14 protein-coding genes, 1 tRNA gene and 2 pseudogenes are annotated in these 17,181 nt (G+C 69.4%); 9 read left to right on the top strand and 8 right to left on the bottom strand.

The window, feature by feature from the left end; translation table 11 throughout:
* Positions 1-19 precede the first annotated feature (19 nt).
* The 4 genes from efeB (at position 20) to GA0115234_RS30910 (ending at position 5,001) form a co-directional block, all read left to right on the top strand.
* Positions 20-1,264, top strand: a complete 1,245-nt coding sequence (efeB, locus tag GA0115234_RS30925; RefSeq protein WP_256088870.1) for an iron uptake transporter deferrochelatase/peroxidase subunit — start codon at positions 20-22, stop codon at positions 1,262-1,264.
* Positions 1,265-1,295: 31 nt separating this feature from the next.
* Entirely contained in the window at positions 1,296-2,231 is a 936-nt protein-coding gene (gene pheA, locus GA0115234_RS30920; protein ID WP_093548225.1) for a prephenate dehydratase, read from the top strand.
* Between the two features lie 680 nt (positions 2,232-2,911).
* Complete coding sequence (gene serS, locus GA0115234_RS30915) at positions 2,912-4,201, top strand: serine--tRNA ligase (RefSeq protein ID WP_093548223.1); 1,290 nt, start codon at positions 2,912-2,914, stop codon at positions 4,199-4,201.
* Positions 4,198-5,001: an HAD family hydrolase gene (locus tag GA0115234_RS30910; protein WP_093548221.1), complete on the top strand. Its 804-nt coding sequence runs from the start codon at positions 4,198-4,200 to the stop codon at positions 4,999-5,001. The genes serS and GA0115234_RS30910 overlap by 4 nt, the downstream gene beginning before the upstream one ends.
* A 96-nt stretch (positions 5,002-5,097) precedes the next feature.
* On the opposite strand, the gene GA0115234_RS30905 is transcribed toward GA0115234_RS30910, so the two are convergent.
* The 6 genes and pseudogenes from GA0115234_RS30905 to GA0115234_RS30880 all read right to left on the bottom strand — a co-directional run bounded on the left by GA0115234_RS30905 (position 5,098) and on the right by GA0115234_RS30880 (position 9,868).
* Positions 5,098-5,184, bottom strand: a tRNA-Ser gene (locus GA0115234_RS30905).
* Positions 5,185-5,267: 83 nt separating this feature from the next.
* A pseudogene (locus GA0115234_RS30900) lies at positions 5,268-5,965 on the bottom strand (hypothetical protein).
* 356 nt (positions 5,966-6,321) lie between these two features.
* The gene (locus tag GA0115234_RS30895; protein ID WP_093548219.1) at positions 6,322-7,041 is read right to left on the bottom strand and encodes an ABC transporter permease; all 720 of its coding nucleotides are present in this window, start codon (positions 7,039-7,041) and stop codon (positions 6,322-6,324) included.
* 30 nt (positions 7,042-7,071) lie between these two features.
* Positions 7,072-7,983 carry an ABC transporter ATP-binding protein gene (locus GA0115234_RS30890; protein WP_093548217.1) on the bottom strand — a complete coding sequence of 304 codons (912 nt, stop codon included), beginning with the start codon at positions 7,981-7,983 and terminating at the stop codon, positions 7,072-7,074.
* A complete protein-coding gene (locus tag GA0115234_RS30885) occupies positions 7,980-8,888 on the bottom strand; it encodes an ABC transporter permease (protein WP_093548216.1) in 909 nt (302 codons plus the stop codon). The genes GA0115234_RS30890 and GA0115234_RS30885 overlap by 4 nt, the downstream gene beginning before the upstream one ends.
* A pseudogene (locus tag GA0115234_RS30880) lies at positions 8,878-9,868 on the bottom strand (ABC transporter ATP-binding protein). The gene GA0115234_RS30885 and the pseudogene GA0115234_RS30880 overlap by 11 nt, the downstream one beginning before the upstream one ends.
* 336 nt (positions 9,869-10,204) lie before the next feature.
* Between GA0115234_RS30880 and GA0115234_RS30875 the strand changes: the two are divergent.
* The 4 genes from GA0115234_RS30875 (at position 10,205) to GA0115234_RS30860 (ending at position 14,496) form a co-directional block, all read left to right on the top strand.
* Positions 10,205-11,056 (top strand): M24 family metallopeptidase, encoded by an 852-nt coding sequence (locus GA0115234_RS30875; protein WP_093548214.1) that lies wholly within the window; start codon positions 10,205-10,207, stop codon positions 11,054-11,056.
* 5 nt (positions 11,057-11,061) lie between these two features.
* A complete protein-coding gene (locus GA0115234_RS30870; protein ID WP_370804616.1) occupies positions 11,062-12,834 on the top strand; it encodes an SDR family oxidoreductase in 1,773 nt (590 codons plus the stop codon).
* Positions 12,831-13,805: a MerR family transcriptional regulator gene (locus GA0115234_RS30865; RefSeq protein ID WP_093548212.1), complete on the top strand. Its 975-nt coding sequence runs from the start codon at positions 12,831-12,833 to the stop codon at positions 13,803-13,805. The genes GA0115234_RS30870 and GA0115234_RS30865 overlap by 4 nt, the downstream gene beginning before the upstream one ends.
* Before the next feature lie 148 nt (positions 13,806-13,953).
* Positions 13,954-14,496 (top strand): RNA 2'-phosphotransferase, encoded by a 543-nt coding sequence (locus GA0115234_RS30860; protein WP_093548365.1) that lies wholly within the window; start codon positions 13,954-13,956, stop codon positions 14,494-14,496.
* Positions 14,497-14,565: 69 nt separating this feature from the next.
* Here the strand turns inward: GA0115234_RS30860 and GA0115234_RS30855 are convergent, their stop codons facing one another.
* Entirely contained in the window at positions 14,566-15,744 is a 1,179-nt protein-coding gene (locus GA0115234_RS30855; protein WP_237541839.1) for a hypothetical protein, read from the bottom strand.
* 43 nt (positions 15,745-15,787) lie between these two features.
* Entirely contained in the window at positions 15,788-16,102 is a 315-nt protein-coding gene (locus tag GA0115234_RS30850; protein ID WP_256088860.1) for a calcium-binding protein, read from the bottom strand.
* Between the two features lie 93 nt (positions 16,103-16,195).
* On the opposite strand from GA0115234_RS30850, the gene GA0115234_RS30845 reads away from it, so the two are divergent.
* Entirely contained in the window at positions 16,196-17,098 is a 903-nt protein-coding gene (locus GA0115234_RS30845; protein WP_093548208.1) for an LLM class flavin-dependent oxidoreductase, read from the top strand.
* Positions 17,099-17,181: the final 83 nt, after the last annotated feature.

Raw genomic sequence — 17,181 nt, 5'->3', positions numbered from 1 at the left:
CGCCCGTACCGGCGAGGGCATCTCCCGGCGCCGGCTGATCGGCGGCGCGGGCGCGGCCGGTGCGGCCGGGCTGGTGCTGGGCGGGGCGGGCGGTGCCGCCGGCTATGCCGCGACCCGGCCCGACGAGCCCGCCGCGCTGACCACGGTCGGCTCCACCGAAGTGATGTTTCACGGGAAACATCAACCGGGGATCACCACTCCGCTTCAGGCGCGCGGCCATCTCGTCGCCTTCGACCTGGCGCCCGGCGCCGGCCGGAAGGAGGCCATCGCCCTGATGCGCCGGTGGTCGGCCACGGCCGGACGCCTGATGACCGGCGAGCCCGCCGGGAACGGGACGGCGGACGGCCCGGACCATGACACCGGGATCGCGCTGGACGCCGGACCGTCCTCGCTGACCGTCACCTTCGGCTTCGGCCGGACCTTCTTCGAACGCACGGGCCTGACCGACCACCGCCCCCCGGGGCTCGACCCGCTGCCGCCCTTCTCCTCGGACCACATCGACGCCGCGCGCTCCAACGGTGATCTCTGGGTCCAGATCGGCGCGGACGACGCGCTCGTCGCCTTCCACGCGCTGCGTGCCGTGCAGAAGGAGGCGGCCCCGGCCGCCAGGGTCCGCTGGCAGATGAACGGCTTCAACCGCGCTCCCGGCGCCACGGCCCGGCCGATGACCGCCCGCAATCTGATGGGCCAGATCGACGGCACCAACAATCCGAAGCCGTCCGAGAGCGACTTCGACCGCCGCGTCTTCGTCCCGGACACGACCGACGCACCGTACGACTGGCTCGCGGGCGGCTCGTACGCCGTCGTGCGCCGGATCAGAATGCTGCTCGACGACTGGGAGAAGCTCCCGGTGGAACGGCAGGAGCAGGTCATAGGGCGCCGGAAGCAGGACGGCGCTCCGCTGAGCGGCGGCACCGAGACCACCGCGCTGGACCTCGACAGGGCGGGCCCCGACGGCAAGCTGCTGATCCCGGACAACGCCCACGCCCGGATCTCCTCACCGGAGAGGAACAGCGGCGCGGCCATGCTGCGGCGGCCCTTCTCGTACCACGACGGCATCTCGGCGGACGGCGCTCCGGACGCCGGTCTGCTGTTCATCTGCTGGCAGGCGGATCCGCTGCGCGGGTTCGTTCCGGTGCAGCGGAAGCTGGACCGGGGCGACGCCCTGTCGCCGTTCATCCGGCACGAGGCGAGCGGCCTGTTCGCGGTGCCGGGCGGTGCGGCGGACGGCGAGTACGTGGGGCAGCGGCTACTGGAGTCCTGAGCCACCGGGGCCCGCCCATTAGGGTGACGGTATGTCCGCCACGCGCTACGCCTATCTCGGCCCCGAAGGCACCTTCACCGAGGTCGCCCTCCGTACGCTCCCGGAAGCCGCCACCCGCGAACTCGTCCCGGTGGTCTCCGTACCGGCCGCTCTGGACGCGGTGCGCAGCGGGGCCGCCGCGGCGGCGCTGGTGCCGATCGAGAACTCCGTCGAGGGCGGCATCACCGCGACGCTCGACGAGCTGACCACCGGCGAACCGCTGATGATCTACCGCGAGGTGCTGCTCTCCATCACCTTCGCGCTCCTGGTGCGGCCCGGCACCAAGCTGTCCGACATCAAGTCGGTCACCGCGCACCCGGCCGCACAGCCGCAGGTGCGCAAGTGGATGGCGGCCCACCTCCCGGACGCCGTGTGGGAGTCGGCGGCCTCCAACGCGGACGGTGCCCGGCTGGTGCAGGAGGGCCGGTACGACGCCGCCTTCGCGGGTGAGTTCGCGGCGGCTACCTACGGTCTCGAACCGCTGGTGACCGAGATCCATGACGCGGCGAACGCGCAGACCCGCTTCGTCCTGGTGGGCCGGCCGGCCCGTCCGGCGGCACCGACGGGCGCGGACAAGACATCGGTGGTCATCTGGCTGGGCGAGGACCACCCCGGCGCCCTGCTCGAACTGCTCCAGGAGTTCACGGTGCGCGGGGTCAACCTGATGCTGATCCAGTCGCGGCCTACGGGGGCCGGCATCGGGAACTACTGCTTCGCGGTGGACGCCGAGGGGCACATCGCGGACCGCCGGGTCGGCGAGGCGCTGATGGGGCTGAAGCGGATCTGCCCGAAGGTGCGGTTCCTGGGCTCGTACCCGCGGGCGGGGGTGGCCCCGGAGGACGTACCTCCGCTGCGGGCGGGGACGTCGGACGCGGAGTTCACGGACGCCGCCGACTGGCTGACCAGGAACCTGGACGGCCGGGGCTGACGGAGCCCGGACCCGAGGCTCCGGGGCCGACAGGGTTCCGGGGCCCGGTGCCGACAGGGGCTCGGGCCCGCGGGAACGGGAGCGAGTCGGCTCCCGGGGCCCGGCATGTCACTCTCGGCGGACCGGTGCTATCTACCGATCTTCGGTATCCACAGAGTTATCCACAGGCGCGGCTCTCGACCTGGGGACAAGTCGACACTCCCAGGCGACATGGTCGACATATTGCTCCAGTCGGCCCAGATGCATCCACAGGTCGGCAGGGCGCTCAGGTCGCCCCGAGCCGCCCCTATTCCATTGATCAACTCTCCAGAGCGGGAAAATACCACCCGAACGAGCGTCTGAGGTGGGTTTGAACGGAAAATCCGCGAGCCATCACACAGCTTCCGGAATGAACTCCTCCGGCATCCACAGATCTTCCACACAGCCTGTGGATAACTTTCGGAAGTCCGGGAGCCTGTGGACAAGCAACGATCAACTACCCCTCCAGGCAAGGGGTATACGTCAAGATGAGTGAAGCCTTCTGCCCCATTTAGGGGATTAGGCTCTTTTTATTGACGGATCCAGGTCCACGCCGGTCGCATAATCTCCCCCAGCATTGCCAATTCAGGCAATTAGGGCAAAGCGACGCGCTTGCCAATATCGGTTCGAGCTGGGGAAGTGCACACCGGTAGCCTGGAGGGGTGATTGACCTTCGCCTGCTCCGTGAGGACCCCGACCGTGTTCGCGCCTCCCAGCGCGCCCGTGGAGAGGACGTCGAACTCGTTGACGCCCTTCTCTCCGCCGACGAGCGGCGCAGGTCGTCCGGTGTCCGCTTCGACGAACTGCGCTCCGAACAGAAAGCGCTCGGCAAACTCATCCCCAAGGCCTCGCCCGACGAGCGCGCCGAGCTGCTCAAGAAGGCCGAGCAGCTGAAGACCGACGTCAAGGCCGCCGACGCGGCCCAGGACGAGGCCGACGCCGAGGCCAAGCGCCTGATGCTCCAGATCGGCAACATCGTCCACGAGGACGTGCCGGTCGGCGGCGAGGAGGACTTCGTCGTCCTGGAGACGCACGGCACGATCCGTGACTTCGGGGCCGAGGGCTTCGAGCCCAGGGACCACCTGGAGCTCGGCGAGATGCTCGGCGCCATCGACATGGAGCGCGGCGCCAAGGTCTCCGGTTCGCGCTTCTACTACCTGACGGGTGTCGGCGCGCTGCTGGAGCTGGCCCTGGTCAACGCGGCGATCGCGCAGGCCACCGAGGCCGGCTTCATCCCGATGCTGACCCCGGCGCTGGTCCGCCCGCGCGCCATGGAGGGCACCGGATTCCTCGGCCAGGCCGCGGAGAACGTGTACCACCTGGAGAAGGACGACTACTACCTGGTCGGCACCTCCGAGGTCCCGCTCGCCGCGTACCACATGGACGAGATCATCGACGCCGAGAAGCTGCCGCTGCGCTACGCGGGCTTCTCCCCCTGCTACCGCCGCGAGGCCGGTACGTACGGCAAGGACACCCGGGGCATCTTCCGGGTCCACCAGTTCGACAAGGTCGAGATGTTCTCGTACGTCGACCCGGCGGACGCCGAGGCGGAGCACCGCAGGCTGCTGGACTGGGAGAAGCAGTGGCTCACCGCTCTTGAGCTGCCCTTCCAGGTGATCGATGTCGCCACCGGCGACCTCGGCGCCTCGGCCTCCCGGAAGTTCGACTGCGAGGCGTGGATCCCGGCGCAGGGCAAGTACCGCGAGCTGACCTCCGCGTCGAACTGCAACGGCTTCCAGGCCCGCCGCCTGTCCGTCCGGATGCGGGACAACCGCGACGGCAAGAAGGTCCTCCAGCCGCTCTCCACGCTGAACGGCACGCTCTGCGCCGTACCGCGCACGATCGTGGCGATCCTGGAGAACCACCAGCTGCCCGACGGTTCGGTACGGGTGCCCGAGGTGCTCCGGCCGTATCTGGGCGGGCGCGAGGTCCTGGAGCCGGTCGCCAAGTGACCTTCCCGTACAAGCTCGTCGCGACCGACCTCGACGGCACGTTGCTGCGCAACGACGACACGGTCTCCGAGCGCACCCGTGAGGCACTGGCCGCGACCGCCGCGGCCGGTGCCGCGCACATCATCGTCACCGGCCGCGCGGTTCCCTGGACCCGGCACATCCTGGACGACCTGGGCTACGAGGGGCTCGCCGTCTGCGGCCAGGGCGCGCAGGTCTACCACGCGGGCGAGCGCAGGCTCCTGACCTCGCTGACGCTGGACCGGCAGCTCGCCGGTCTCGCGCTGTCCAAGGTCGAGGCCGAGGTCGGTCCGCTGGCCCTGGCGGCCAGCCGTGACGGGCTCGACGGCGAAGTGATGGTCGGCCCCGGCTACCGGGTGCAGGAAGGCCCGCTCCCGGCCACCTTCGTGGAGGACCCGGCCGAGCTGTGGTCCGCGCCCCTGAACAAGGTCTACATCCAGCATCCCGATCTGGACGACGACGCACTGGCGACGGCCGCACGCGCCGCCGTCGGCAACCTCGTGGACGTGGTCATGGCCGGTCCCGGGGTGGTGGAGATCCTGCCGCTGGGGCTGAGCAAGGCGACCGGGCTCTCGCTGGCCGCGCGCCGGCTGGGCGTGAAGGCGGCGGACACCCTGGCCTTCGGCGACATGCCGAACGACATCCCGATGTTCGCCTGGGCACAGCGGGGGGTGGCGATGGCCAACGCGCATGCGGACCTGAAGGCCGTGGCCCAGGAGATCACCGCGTCCAACGAGGACGACGGCATCGCCGTGGTACTGGAGCAGCTGCTTCAGTCGTAGGAGCGGGCGCCGAGCCGTACGGATCTCTCGTAAGAGTGCCGATACAGGGCGGCGTACCGGCACGTGTGCCGGTACGCCGCCCTGTTGTGGCGGAGGCGGAGAATGCGCGGATCGAACGCGCGCGGGGTTTGCGGCCCCGACGACGGCTTAGCAAGCCGCTGCCTTCCACTCGGCCAATCCTCCGGGACCAACCACTGTGCCGGGGGCGGCCGTTCGGCGCCACCCGTTTTCCGGGCGGCGCCGAAGGCACACGAACTCCTGCCGAATCAGCGCTGCTTGCTGCCGCGGCGGTTCAGATCCTTCAGGTTGCGGGCGAGTTCATCCATCCTGCCGTCGATGCGGACGATGTCCTCGGACATGTGCCCCAGCCGCACGCTCATCGCGCCGACCACCTGATGGGTGACGTCCAGCCGCCGGTCGAGGCTGTCGAGCCGGTGCGACATCCGGTTGAGGACGGGCCCGAGCTCCTGGAGCGCGGTGCCGACTCCGGCCAGGCAGCTCTCGACCCGGGTGACGCGGTGCTCCAGGGAGGCGTAGCCCGCGCGCAGGTCCTCTTCGGCGTCGAGCAGATACGTACGGACGCATCGTGCAATGTCGCTGTCGCGAAGAAGCATCGCGACGTCGAGGACGGTCCTGCGGGTGTAGAGGGTGAGCTGCGTGGCAGCCTGTGGATAACTTTCACCCCCTTCGGCACCCCATAGGGACAACATGTCCCTATGGAATTCCCGCAGCTCAGCGCCACGCATGAGCCTGACCCATTCTCTGCGACCTCAGCCCGGTGCCGCTGGGTGACCTTCCTGACTACCTCTGTGGATACTTCGAAGTAACGAGCCACATCCTCTGTGCGAAGGTGAATTCCGTCCGGGAGCATGACAAGGCTCTTGACCTTGTCCAGGACATCGACGCGCTCCATCTGCTCCACGCGCAGCGCGCGCGATTCGAGCAGGGCGACTTCTGTGGGCATGGACATGCCTTCCGATCGTGAAACCGATGACGGGCAGCCCTGTCCTGGGCTCAAGGGCGGAGGACGCTCACGGTTGCCACTCACTCAATGACCGACCCGGCGGGTACTCCCTCACCGGCATCGGCAATCCCTGATTTCACGAAAGCTACGACGCCACAGATCCCAGTTGCCTCCACGCGACCTGCCCAACGAACCGATAACCGTACAGTTACGCGTACGACTGTCCGAAATGCGTCAACCCCCGCCCGGGGGGCGAGGGTTGACGAGGGGACGGGGCAATCGGGACCGGTCGGAAGCGGTCAGGACCAGTCAGGAGCGGAGCGCCAGGGGGGCCGCGTCGGGAGGCGGGCCCCCGGTCACTCCTCGCCTGCCAGCTTCAGCGTGCGCAGCTTCTGGCCCGCGTACCAGGTCGCCACCACCGTGACCGCCGCGAGCAGGACCGTCGCGGTCGGCAGTCCGACATCGGAGGTGATCGCGCCCGCCCCGCCGACCTTCTCGGCGACCGCGAGGGACCACTGCTGGACGCTGAGCGTGCGCGCCCCGGGCACCAGGGTGCCGAACAGGGCCTCCCACACCAGCGCGTAGACCAGGCCGAAGACGACCGCGTGCCGACTGACGGTGCCCAGCAGCAGGAACAGCGCGCTGTACGCGATCGAGGCGACCAGGGCCGCGATGGTGTAGGCCACCGCGATCTGCTGGCCGTTGCCGTTGAGGATCAGGCCCGCGATCAGCGTGGGCAGCGCGGAGAAGACCATGGTCACGGCGATGGCCACGATCAGCTTGGTGAAGATGATCGTCGGCCGCTTCACCGGCTTGGCCAGCAGATAGACGATGGAACCGTCATCGATCTCGGGACCGATGGCCCCGGTTCCGGCGATCACACCGATCAGCGGCACCATCGTGGCGATGGCGAAGCCGCCCAGCACGTCCGAGGCCACCTGGTCGTCGGACCCGGCGAACGCCCGGACCGCGACGGCGATGATCACCAGCAGTGCAGGCAGGACGAACAGGATGGCGGCCCGGCGCCGGCCGAGCAGGGCCCGGTAGGTGAGCCGGGCGACTGTGGGGTCGTACATGACGCTTCACAGCTCCTTTCAGGCCACTACTCAGGCCGCTACGAGATAGGAAAAGACCGATTCGAGGGACTCGTCGGACGGCGAAACGGTCAGAAGGCGAATTCCGTGCTCGCATGCGACCTTCGGCAGCAGTTCGGTGAAGCGCCCGAAGTCGACCGCCTGGATGCGCAGGGCCCGTTCGCCCAGATCCACCTCGATACCGGCCGTCGACGGGTCGGCGATCAGTGCGGCGGCGAGGGCGCGGTCGTCACTGGAACGTACGAGATAGCGGTGCGGGCGGTCCGTCATCAGCCGGCGGATCCTGCGGAAGTCGCCGGATGCCGCGTGCCGTCCCGCCACGATCACCTCGATGTGGGAGGCGAGCTGCTCGACCTCTTCGAGGATGTGCGAGGAGAAGAGCACCGTACGGCCCTGTGCCCCCATCTGCCGCAGCAGTTCCATCAGCTGCATCCGCTGGCGCGGGTCCATGCCGTTGAACGGCTCGTCCAGCAGCAGGACCGAAGGCTCATGGACCAGGGCGGACGCCATCTTCACGCGCTGGCGCATGCCCTTGCTGTACGTCGAGATCTTGCGGTCCTGCGCGTACTCCATCTCGACCGTGGCCAGCGCCTTCTGCGCCTCCGCGTCGCCGAGCCCCTGGAGTTCCGCGTTGGCGACGACGAACTCGCGGCCGGTCAGGAAGTCGTACATGCCTTCCCGCTCCGGCACGATCCCGATCTCCTTGTACGCGGCCTCGTTGCGCCAGATCGCCCTGCCGTCGAGCGACACCGCACCCGTCGACGGGGCGAGGAAGCCGGCCATCATGTTGATCAGCGTGGACTTTCCCGCGCCGTTGGGGCCGAGCAGCCCGGTGACACCCGGGCCCACCGTCATGCTCACGTCGTTGACGGCGACCACATTGCCGAACCAGCGCGAGGTGTGGTCGATCTCGATGGTGGTCACAGCCCGACCCTCCGGTAGCGGCGCATCAGTACGGCGTACGAGCCGGCGACGAGCGCGAGAACAACGATCAGATAGACCACCCCGGCCCCGGCCCCCGGGCCTTCCCCTCCGGGGAAGGCGGAGTCGGCCCCGAGGAACGCGGTCTGCACGCCGTCGATCAGCGTGATGGGGGAGAAGAGCCCCAGCCACTCGATGGCCCCGCCCGAACCCGTCTGCCAGGCGATGGCCTGGACCGTGGAGACCGCACCGTAGGTGATGGTCAGGACGGCGATCACCGCGGCGACACCGAAGCCGCGGCGGGGTGTCAGCGCGGCCATCACCAGGCCCAGCGCGGAGAAGAGCACGGAGAGCAGCGCCACCGAAATCATTCCCTGTACGAACCCCTCGGTCTGGTCTGCGAAGTCGAACTTCCCGAGCAGCGCACCCGCGTAGAGGATGACGAGCGGCGTCCCGGTGAGCACGAAGAGCGCGGATGCCATGGCCGCCAGTTTGGCCACGACGTAGTCGACCCGCTCGATCGGCCGCGAGAAGTACAGCGGCACGCTCTTGAACCGCAGGTCACGGGAGACCGACTGCGGTGCCTGCGCGGCCAGGAAGAGGCCGATGACGGCCTGGAGGTAGATCGCGAAGGACGTGTAGTCCATCAGCAGTTTCGTCGCCGACGGGACGTTGATGGAGACGGCGACGATGATCGCCGCGATCACGCACATCACGCCGAAGAGCAGCATCGGCAGCACCTTGGACTTGGCGGAACGGCCGAGTCCGAAGGCGCCCCGCAGGGACTGCGAGTAGAGCGAGCGCCGTGCGTAGCCGCGGCCCAGCCGCCGGCCGTCGTAGGAGCGGTACCCGATGTTGTGGATGCGGGAGCTCTCGCTCCCGGCCACGGTCCCGGTCTCAGTGCTCATCACGACCGCTCCCCTTCTTCTGTACGGAGTCCTGCGGTCACGGGCGCGCTCTGCGCCGCGACGGCGGACGCGGGTGCCCCTTCGGCGCGGAAGACCTCGGCGATGTGGTGGCGCCGCTGCTCCATCCGTACGAGGCCGAGCCCCAGCCCGGCGACGCTGTCGCGCACGATGTCGTACGTCTCGTCCCCGGCCGCCTCGACCAGCAGGATGCGGCCCGCACCGGGCAGCCCCTGGGCGTCGAGACCGTCGTGGCCGATGAGCGTCACGCCGGCCCGGGTGAGGACCTGGCGCAGCGCGTCGGTGCCGTCCGGGTGGGTGTCGCTGTCGGTGACCTCGACCGCGAGGGTCGCGGTGGTCTGGGTGAAGTCGCTGGTGGAGCTGGAGCGCAGGAGCGTGCCGCCGTCGATGACGACGACGTGGTCGCAGGTGCGTTCCAGCTCACCCAGGAGGTGCGAGGTGACCAGGACCGAGATGCCGAAGTCGGTGTGGACGCGGCGGATCAGTCCGAGCATCTCGTCACGGCCGACGGGGTCGAGGCCGTTGGTCGGCTCGTCGAGCAGGACCAGCTGCGGGTCGTGGACCAGCGCCTGCGCCAGTTTCACGCGCTGCTTCATGCCGGTCGAGTAGCCGCCGATGGGGCGGTAGCGCTCCTCGTAGAGGCCCACGTGCCGGAGCGTGTCGGCGGTGCGCTCGCGCGCCGCCGTCGGTGGCAGTCCGGACATCCGGGCCATGTGGACGACGAACTCGGTGGCCGAGACGTCCGGTGGCAGGCAGTCGTGCTCGGGCATGTAGCCGACCCGTTCCCGGATGGCGGCACCACTGGTGGCGACGTCGAGCCCGAGCACGGCGGCCCGGCCTTCGGTGGCGGGGGACAGACCCAGCAGGATCTTGATCAATGTGGACTTGCCGGCTCCGTTGGAACCCACCAGGCCGGTCACACCGGGGCCGATGTCCAAGGAGAGCCGGTCAAGCGCGGTCACCCGGGGGAACCGCTTGCTCAGGCTTTCGGTCGCGATCACAGTCACCACTCGAAGGTAGTGGCGCGGGCCACATCAGTCGTCAGCCCTGGCGGCTGGATCGGCCTCCGACTCCAGATGTACGGACCCGTAGGGGCCCACCACGGGGGATGACATCCGCGGTCGGGGAGAAGGGGCGCGGAGAGGTCGGGAAAGGTCGGGGAGAGGTCGGCAGGAGGGGGTCGGGACCAGTTGTCCACAGGTCTCCGCACACCCCTTGACGTAGCCGCCGGACATTGTCACATTCATCAGTGTCACGTTACGGGCACGTACCGCACACGGCAGGGAACGGACGGTGGCATGGCCTCGGCAGTGAAGGACGAACAGGCCCCGGAGCTGCGGGGGTTCAGAGAAGTCCAAAGCCTCGCGTACGCCTGCGCGGAGGCGGTCGCGGGCCGGCTCCGGCCGGGCGTGACCGAGCGCGAGGCGGCCCGTATGCAACGTGACTGGCTGCGCGAACGCGGGGTGCGGGACTGGTTCCACCTCCCCTTCGCCTGGTTCGGGGACCGCACGGCGTTCGCCGGCTTCAAGGTGCCGCTGCAGTTCTTCCCGGGCAACCGGAAGCTGGAACCGGGGATGCCCTTCATCCTCGACCTGGCCCCGGTACACAAGGGCTTCACGGCCGACATCGGCTACTCCGGCTGTCTCGGGCTCAACCCCCTGCACGACAAGCTGCTGGCCGATCTTGAGGCCCACCGCGAGCTGATACTGGCCCAGGTGCGCGAGCGGCGTTCGCTGCGCGAGATATACGAGAACGTCGAACGCCTGATGATCAGGCAGGGGTACGCCAACAGACACCGCGCCTACCCCTTCGGTGTCATCGCCCACAAGGTCGACCGCGTCGCCGAACGCCGCTGGTCCCCGCATGTGTTCGGCTTCGGCACCCAGTCCCTCAAGGGACTGATGAGCGACGCCCTGCACGGGCACCGGGACGGCTGGTCGCCCCTGTGGAGTCCGTACCGCTTCTCCGACCATCCGCCGCAGCCCGGTCTGTGGGCGGTCGAGCCCCATCTCGGATTCCGCGGTACGGGCGCCAAGTTCGAGGAGATTCTGGTGGTCACCGACTCCAAGGACCCCGAGCAGAACGCCTTCTGGCTGGACGACGATCTGCCGCATGTGCGGCGCTGGGCCGAGGAAAGGGTGGCGGCATGAATCTGCTGAGCCTGCCGGGGGCGCGCGAGCGCCGGGTGTGCACGGGCGGAATCGACCTGTGCGTCGTCGAGCTGGGCGAGCGGGGGCGGCCGACGGTCGTCCTGGTGCACGGATACCCGGACAGCAAGGAGGTCTGGACGGACGTCGCACGCCAGCTGGCCGACCAGTGGCATGTCGTGCTGTACGACGTCCGGGGCCACGGCCGGTCCACGGCCCCGAAGCCACTGCGCGGCGGCTTCACCCTGGAGAAGCTCACCGATGACTTCCTGGCCGTCGCCGACGCGGTGAGCCCGGACCGGCCGGTGCATCTCGTCGGGCACGACTGGGGATCGGTCCAGGCCTGGGAGTTCGTCACGGTCAAGCGGACCGAGGGCCGGATCGCCTCGTTCACCTCGATGTCCGGCCCCTCCCTGGACCACTTCGGGCACTGGATCAAGCAGCGGATGACCCGGCCCACCCCGCGCCGGGTCGGCCAGCTGCTCGGCCAGGGCGCCAAGTCCTGGTACGTCTACATGCTGCACACGCCGGTCCTGCCCGAGCTCGCCTGGCGCGGCCCGCTGGGCAAACGGTGGCCGCGGATACTCCAGCGGATGGAGAAGGTACCGGCGGGCGACTACCCGACCCCCTCGCTGCCCGGGGACGCGGCGCACGGCGCCTGGCTCTACCGCGACAACGTCCGCGCCCGGCTGAGCCGACCGCGCACCGACGCCTACGCGCATGTGCCCGTCCAATTGATCACGCCGACCGGCGACATCTTCCTCTCGGAGAAGCTCTATGACCAACTGGAGCTGTGGGCACCCCAGTTGATCCGCAGATCCCTCGACGGAAAGCACTGGGTGCCGCGCACCAGGCCGGACCAGCTCGCCGCCTGGATCAGCGAGTTCGTCGCCGCGAACGAGGCGGCCAAGGAGAACGGCGGCCCGGTGCAGGACACCGCGCCGACCGGGGCGTACGCGGACAGGTTCGGCGGCCGGCTGGTTCTGGTGACAGGGGCGGCCGGTGGCATCGGCCGGGCCACCGCCTTCGCGTTCGCCGAGGCGGGCGCCCGGGTGGTGGCCGTGGACCGGGACGCGGAGGGCGCAACCAGGACGGCCGAGATGGCCCGGCTGATCGGCGCCCCGGCCGCCTGGGGCGAAGCGGTCGACGTCAGCGACGAGCAGGCGATGGAGAAGCTCGCCGAGAAGGTCGCCGCCGAGTACGGCATCGTCGACGTCCTGGTCAACAACGCCGGGATCGGCCTGTCCGGCTCCTTCCTGGACACCACGAGCGAGGACTGGAAGAACGTCCTCGACGTCAATCTGTGGGGCGTCATCCACGGCTGCCGGATCTTCGGCAGGCAGATGGCCGAACGCGGCCAGGGCGGCCACATCGTCAACACGGCTTCCGCCGCCGCCTATCAGCCGTCCCGGGCGCTGCCCGCGTACAGCACCTCCAAGGCTGCGGTGCTGATGCTCAGCGAATGTCTGCGGGCCGAGCTCGCCGAGCGGTCGATCGGGGTCAGCGCCATCTGCCCCGGCATCATCAACACGAACATCACCGCGACGACGCACTTCGCCGGTGCCGACGCCGCGGAGGAGAAGCGCCTGCGGAAGCGGACCAGCCGGCTGTACGGGCTCCGCAACTACCCGCCGGAGCGGGTCGCCGACGCGATCCTCAAGGCGGTGGTGCGCAATCAGGCCGTCGTTCCGGTGACCCCGGAGGCCCGTGGCGCCCGCATCCTGTCCCGGTTCAGCCCCGGCGTGCTGCGCGGGATCGCCCGGCTGAAGCCTCCGCTGTGAGCGGCCCCGGCCAGCCGGCGGCGGACCGGCAGGCCGCCGCCGAGTACCGGATCGAGGACCTGGCCCATGCGAGCGGGGCCACGGTGCGCACGATCCGGGCCTACCAGGACCGCGGCCTGCTGCCGACACCGGAGCGGCGCGGCCGGGCCAATGTGTACCGGGACACCCATCTCGCCCGGCTCCGGCAGATCGCCGATCTGCTGGACCGCGGTTACACCCTGGCCAGCATCAAGGAGCTCCTGGAGGCCTGGGACACCGGCCGCGGCCTGGGCGGGGTGCTCGGGCTCGTCGCCGAGGTGCACGGCCCCTGGACGGACGAACAGGCCGACCGGATCTCCCGGGACGAGCTGAACCTCAAGTTCGGCGGCACCCCGGACGACGAGGCGGTCGCCGAGGCGGTGGACCTCGGCGTGCTGGAGCCCATTCCGGGCAGGGACGACGAGTTCCTGGTGCCGAGCCCCCAAGAGCTGGCCGTGGCCGTGGAGTTGCACGCGGCGGGCGTGCCGCTCAGCGCGATCTCCGGTCATCTGAGGGAACTTCGCGGCCAGGTCGAGCAGATCGCCTCGCGCTTCCTGGAGTTCACCACCGAGCACGTCTTCGCCCGCTATCTCGGCCATCGCCCGCCGACCGACTCGGACGCGGCCGAGGCCGCCGCCATGGTGCGCAGACTGCGCCCGCTCGCCCAGCAGACCGTGGACGCGGAACTGGCCCGTGCGATGCGGACGTTCGCCACCCGGCATCTGCATCATCACCTCGGCGCGGACACCCCCCTCTCCACCGATGCTCCGTCGCTCACGGCACCCGGGGTGGACCTTCCACCGGGAACGATCCGGGCCGTCCAGCAGCTGGTTGGTACGGAGAACGTCTCCGCCTTCATCACGGCAGCCGCCGAACGCGAGGTGCAATCAAGGACATTGGACGCATTGATCCCATCAGCCAACAAAGTTGAGCAAATTGACCAAAGGAATTGATTTCACAGCCACTTGTCCACAGAATCGCCAATTAGCCTGTGGATAAGTCAAATTGACTGTGGATCAAACCTGTGGACGAAGATTTCTTCGGCGCACCGTGAACGAAACCCGGATGCACCGGGGCGCCCACCACGGGCACCCTGGCGGCATGGACGAAAGACGCACCGTCAAGGTGTCCAAGTACCTTTCGAAGCACCTGCGGCATCAGCCGGAGCGCATCGGCATCACGCTCGACTCCCACGGGTGGGTGCCGATCGACACGCTGCTGCACGCCCTGGCCCGCAACCACTTCCCCCTCACCCGGACCGAGCTCGACCAGGTCGTCGCCCTCAACGACAAGCAGCGCTTCGCCATCGAGGGCGACCGGATCCGCGCGAACCAGGGCCATACCGTCCCGGTGGATCTCGGCCTGCCACCGGCCGAACCGCCCGCGTACCTCTACCACGGCACGGTGGGCCGCGCACTGGACTCGATCCGGAGCGAAGGGCTGCGCCCCATGGACCGCACCCATGTCCATCTCTCGCCCGACCGCGAGACGGCGACCAGGGTCGGCGCCCGGCGCGGCCGGCCCGTCGTCCTGTCCGTGGACGCGGGCGCGATGCACCGCGCGGGCCATACCTTCCACGTCAGCGCCAACGGCGTCTGGCTCACCGAGGCCGTGCCGCCCGCGTTCCTGCGATTCCGCGACTGACCCGGGAAGACATGGAGCGCGGCACGACGCCCCGCGTGCCGGTGTCCGCCAAGGCTCTCCCGCACATGCTCAGCGCGGCTCGGTGCCCAGCAGTTCGCTCAGCCGGTCACCGATCACGGACACCCCGGGGTGGGGTTCGTTCTCGTAGTACCAGGGCTTGCAGCGGCGCAGCAACGCGTCACCGTGCTCGCCCCACGTGAAGTCGGGCTTCCGCAGCACTTTGCGGAACACCAGGTCGACGGTCTCCGGGTGGGCGGTGGCCAGCCGGCGGATCGGCAAAGGCGTGATCGACTCCTCGCGCACGTACATGCGGAGCAGGTCCTGGTGCTGTTTGCGGCCCGCGAGGGCGGGGTCGGCGAAGAGGTCCCGCAGCGTTCCGTAGTCCGCGTAGAAGTTGAGCCCGTCGACCTCGTCGTAGATGACCCCGATGGTGTCCGCGTCCGCGAGTTCTGGCGGCAGCTCGAAGACGGGCAGCTCCGGGGCGGTGCGCCGCCTGCCTCGGGCGGGTACGGGCTGCTCCGCAGTGGCGGCCTCCTGCCGGTGGCGGTAGTAGGCGTTGAGGAGGCCCTCGGCTTCGGCAGGCGGAAGAACGAGTTCGTCACCGTCGCAGAACTCGGCGAACGCGGCCCGGTCCTCTCGCATCCGCTGCCATCCCTGCTCGATTTTCGCGGGGTTCCGAAAGACCAGTCCGGGTCGGCTCGTCGCCAGTCCGAGCGCCGCGCGGGCGATCTCCGGTGCGGCGGACCTGGGGTAGGAGGACATCGTGCCGGAGAGGAGCCATGCGCCGGGTACCGGTGCCAGAGCGACCAGCCGGGCGCTGAGGAAGTGGCCTCGGGTGAGACCTCGGAATGTCGATCGCCCAACATTGGAGTACGTCCGGTACTCCAGGTCGTCCAGCAGGTTGAGCAGGAGCAGGGAGTCGCGGTCCTTGCCCCGTACCTCGAAGAGCCCCTCCACCGGGTCACGCCAGGCCAGCACCATCTGCCGGTCGGACTCGTGCAGGTCCTTCCGGCGGGCGACGAAGCGGTCGGCGACCGTGTTGCCGTCCGGCAGGCGGTACTGCAGGAGGAAACGGTCGATGACGCCGATCGCGGTTTCCTCGTCCAACGAATCCTCGGGATGGGCCGCCTCCGACAGGAGTGCGCCGAGCCGTCGTTCGAAGGAACGGCCCTGCCCGAACGCAACGAGTTGTTCCTTCAGCTCGGCGCTGCGCCGCAGGGCGTGTGCGAGATCCGGGCCGGTGTTCATGGTGTGCTCCGTCCTGCTTCGGCTCTCATCGTGGCGCACCCGCTCAACAGCCGGACCAGCGCCGGTATGCCTCGACCCACTGCGCGCCGTCCGGGGGCGGCACCGGCAAGGGCAGGTCCAGCAGGCCGATGTCCTGCCGAAACCCGTCCCGGACGCAACGGGCAACCACCCGGGAGTCGTTCGTGAGACCGATCTCGACCACGTTCACCTCGACGCCCAGGACGGTCGTGGAGAACGGAACGGTCAGGTGTTCCTCGATCACTGCCAGGAATCCGCTGGCCGCTTCGATCTCGTCGTAGGTGTCGACCGTCGCTTCTTCGATCAGCACGTCCAGTTCGGCGGCGCTCCAGGTGCCCACCCTCGTGAGCATAGGCGTCGGGCGGCGCGCCCGTTCCTCGTTCCCTGGACCGCGGTACGTCCGCCTGTCCGTATGTCCGCGTAAGGTCGGCGCATGCGTCTGAGCACCGTGATTCTGCCGATCTACCGCTGGTCCACCGAGGGGCGGAAGGAGTGGGAGCGGGCCGAGGCCCTCGGCTTCCACGCCGCCTACACCTACGACCACCTGGCCTGGCGGACCTTCCGCGACGGCCCCTGGTTCGGTGCGGTACCGACCCTCACCGCAGCGGCCGCCGCCACCAGCCGGATGCGTTTGGGCACCCTCGTCACCTCCCCCAACTTCCGGCACCCCGTCACGCTCGCCAAGGACCTCATCACGCTCGACGACGTCTCCGACGGGCGCATCACCCTCGGCATCGGTGCGGGCGGCAACGGCTTCGACGCCACGACGCTGCGCCGGAGCGACGAGGAACCGTGGACTCCGCGCGAACGGGCCGACCACTTCGACGAGTTCGTACCGCTGCTCGACCAACTGCTGCGTGAGCCCTCGGTGACGTACGAGGGCGCGTTCTACGCGGCGAACGAGGCCCGGAACATCCCCGGCTGTGTACAGCGGCCCCGGCTGCCGTTCGCCGTGGCCGCCACCGGACCGCGCGGCATGAAGCTCGCCGCCCGGTACGGCCAGGCATGGGTCACCACGGGCGACCCGAAGCTGGCCGAGACGGGTACGCCGGAGCAGTCCGTGGAGGCCATTCGCGGGCAGCTCACCAAGCTGGGCACGGCCTGCGAGGCCATCGGCCGGGACGCCGCCGAGCTGGACAAGATCCTTCTCACCGGTTTCACCCCGGACCGCCCGCTGCAGTCCCTCGACGCCTTCGTGGACTTCGCGGGCACCCACTTCGCACTGGGCTTCACGGAGATCGTCCTCCACGCGCCGATCCCCGACTCCGACTTCGCGGTGGACGAGAAGGTCTTCGAACGCATCGCCACCGAGGGCCTGGCCCAGCTCGGCCACTGACGGACCAGTGCCGGTCCGCCACTGACGGAGCGGTGTGGTTCCGCCGCCGACGGACCGGCGTGGCCGCCTCGCAACCGGCGGCA

This window comes from Streptomyces sp. DvalAA-43, from assembly GCF_900091725.1.
In the GTDB taxonomy this organism is placed as follows: Bacteria; Actinomycetota; Actinomycetes; order Streptomycetales; family Streptomycetaceae; genus Streptomyces; species Streptomyces pulveraceus.
Note: the sequence above shows the minus strand (reverse complement) of the source record. Positions and strands in the feature narration are given on the sequence as shown.

What these genes read in the sequence shown, in the direction of transcription:
- pheA (WP_093548225.1), top strand. Translation starts at nt 1,296, where the DNA reads ATGTCCGCCACGCGCTACGCCTATCTCGGCCCCGAAGGCACCTTCACC.
- GA0115234_RS30895 (WP_093548219.1), bottom strand. Translation starts at nt 7,041, where the DNA reads ATGTACGACCCCACAGTCGCCCGGCTCACCTACCGGGCCCTGCTCGGC.
- GA0115234_RS30885 (WP_093548216.1), bottom strand. Translation starts at nt 8,888, where the DNA reads ATGAGCACTGAGACCGGGACCGTGGCCGGGAGCGAGAGCTCCCGCATC.
- GA0115234_RS30875 (WP_093548214.1), top strand. Translation starts at nt 10,205, where the DNA reads ATGGCCTCGGCAGTGAAGGACGAACAGGCCCCGGAGCTGCGGGGGTTC.
- GA0115234_RS30860 (WP_093548365.1), top strand. Translation starts at nt 13,954, where the DNA reads ATGGACGAAAGACGCACCGTCAAGGTGTCCAAGTACCTTTCGAAGCAC.
- GA0115234_RS30855 (WP_237541839.1), bottom strand. Translation starts at nt 15,744, where the DNA reads ATGAACACCGGCCCGGATCTCGCACACGCCCTGCGGCGCAGCGCCGAG.
- GA0115234_RS30845 (WP_093548208.1), top strand. Translation starts at nt 16,196, where the DNA reads ATGCGTCTGAGCACCGTGATTCTGCCGATCTACCGCTGGTCCACCGAG.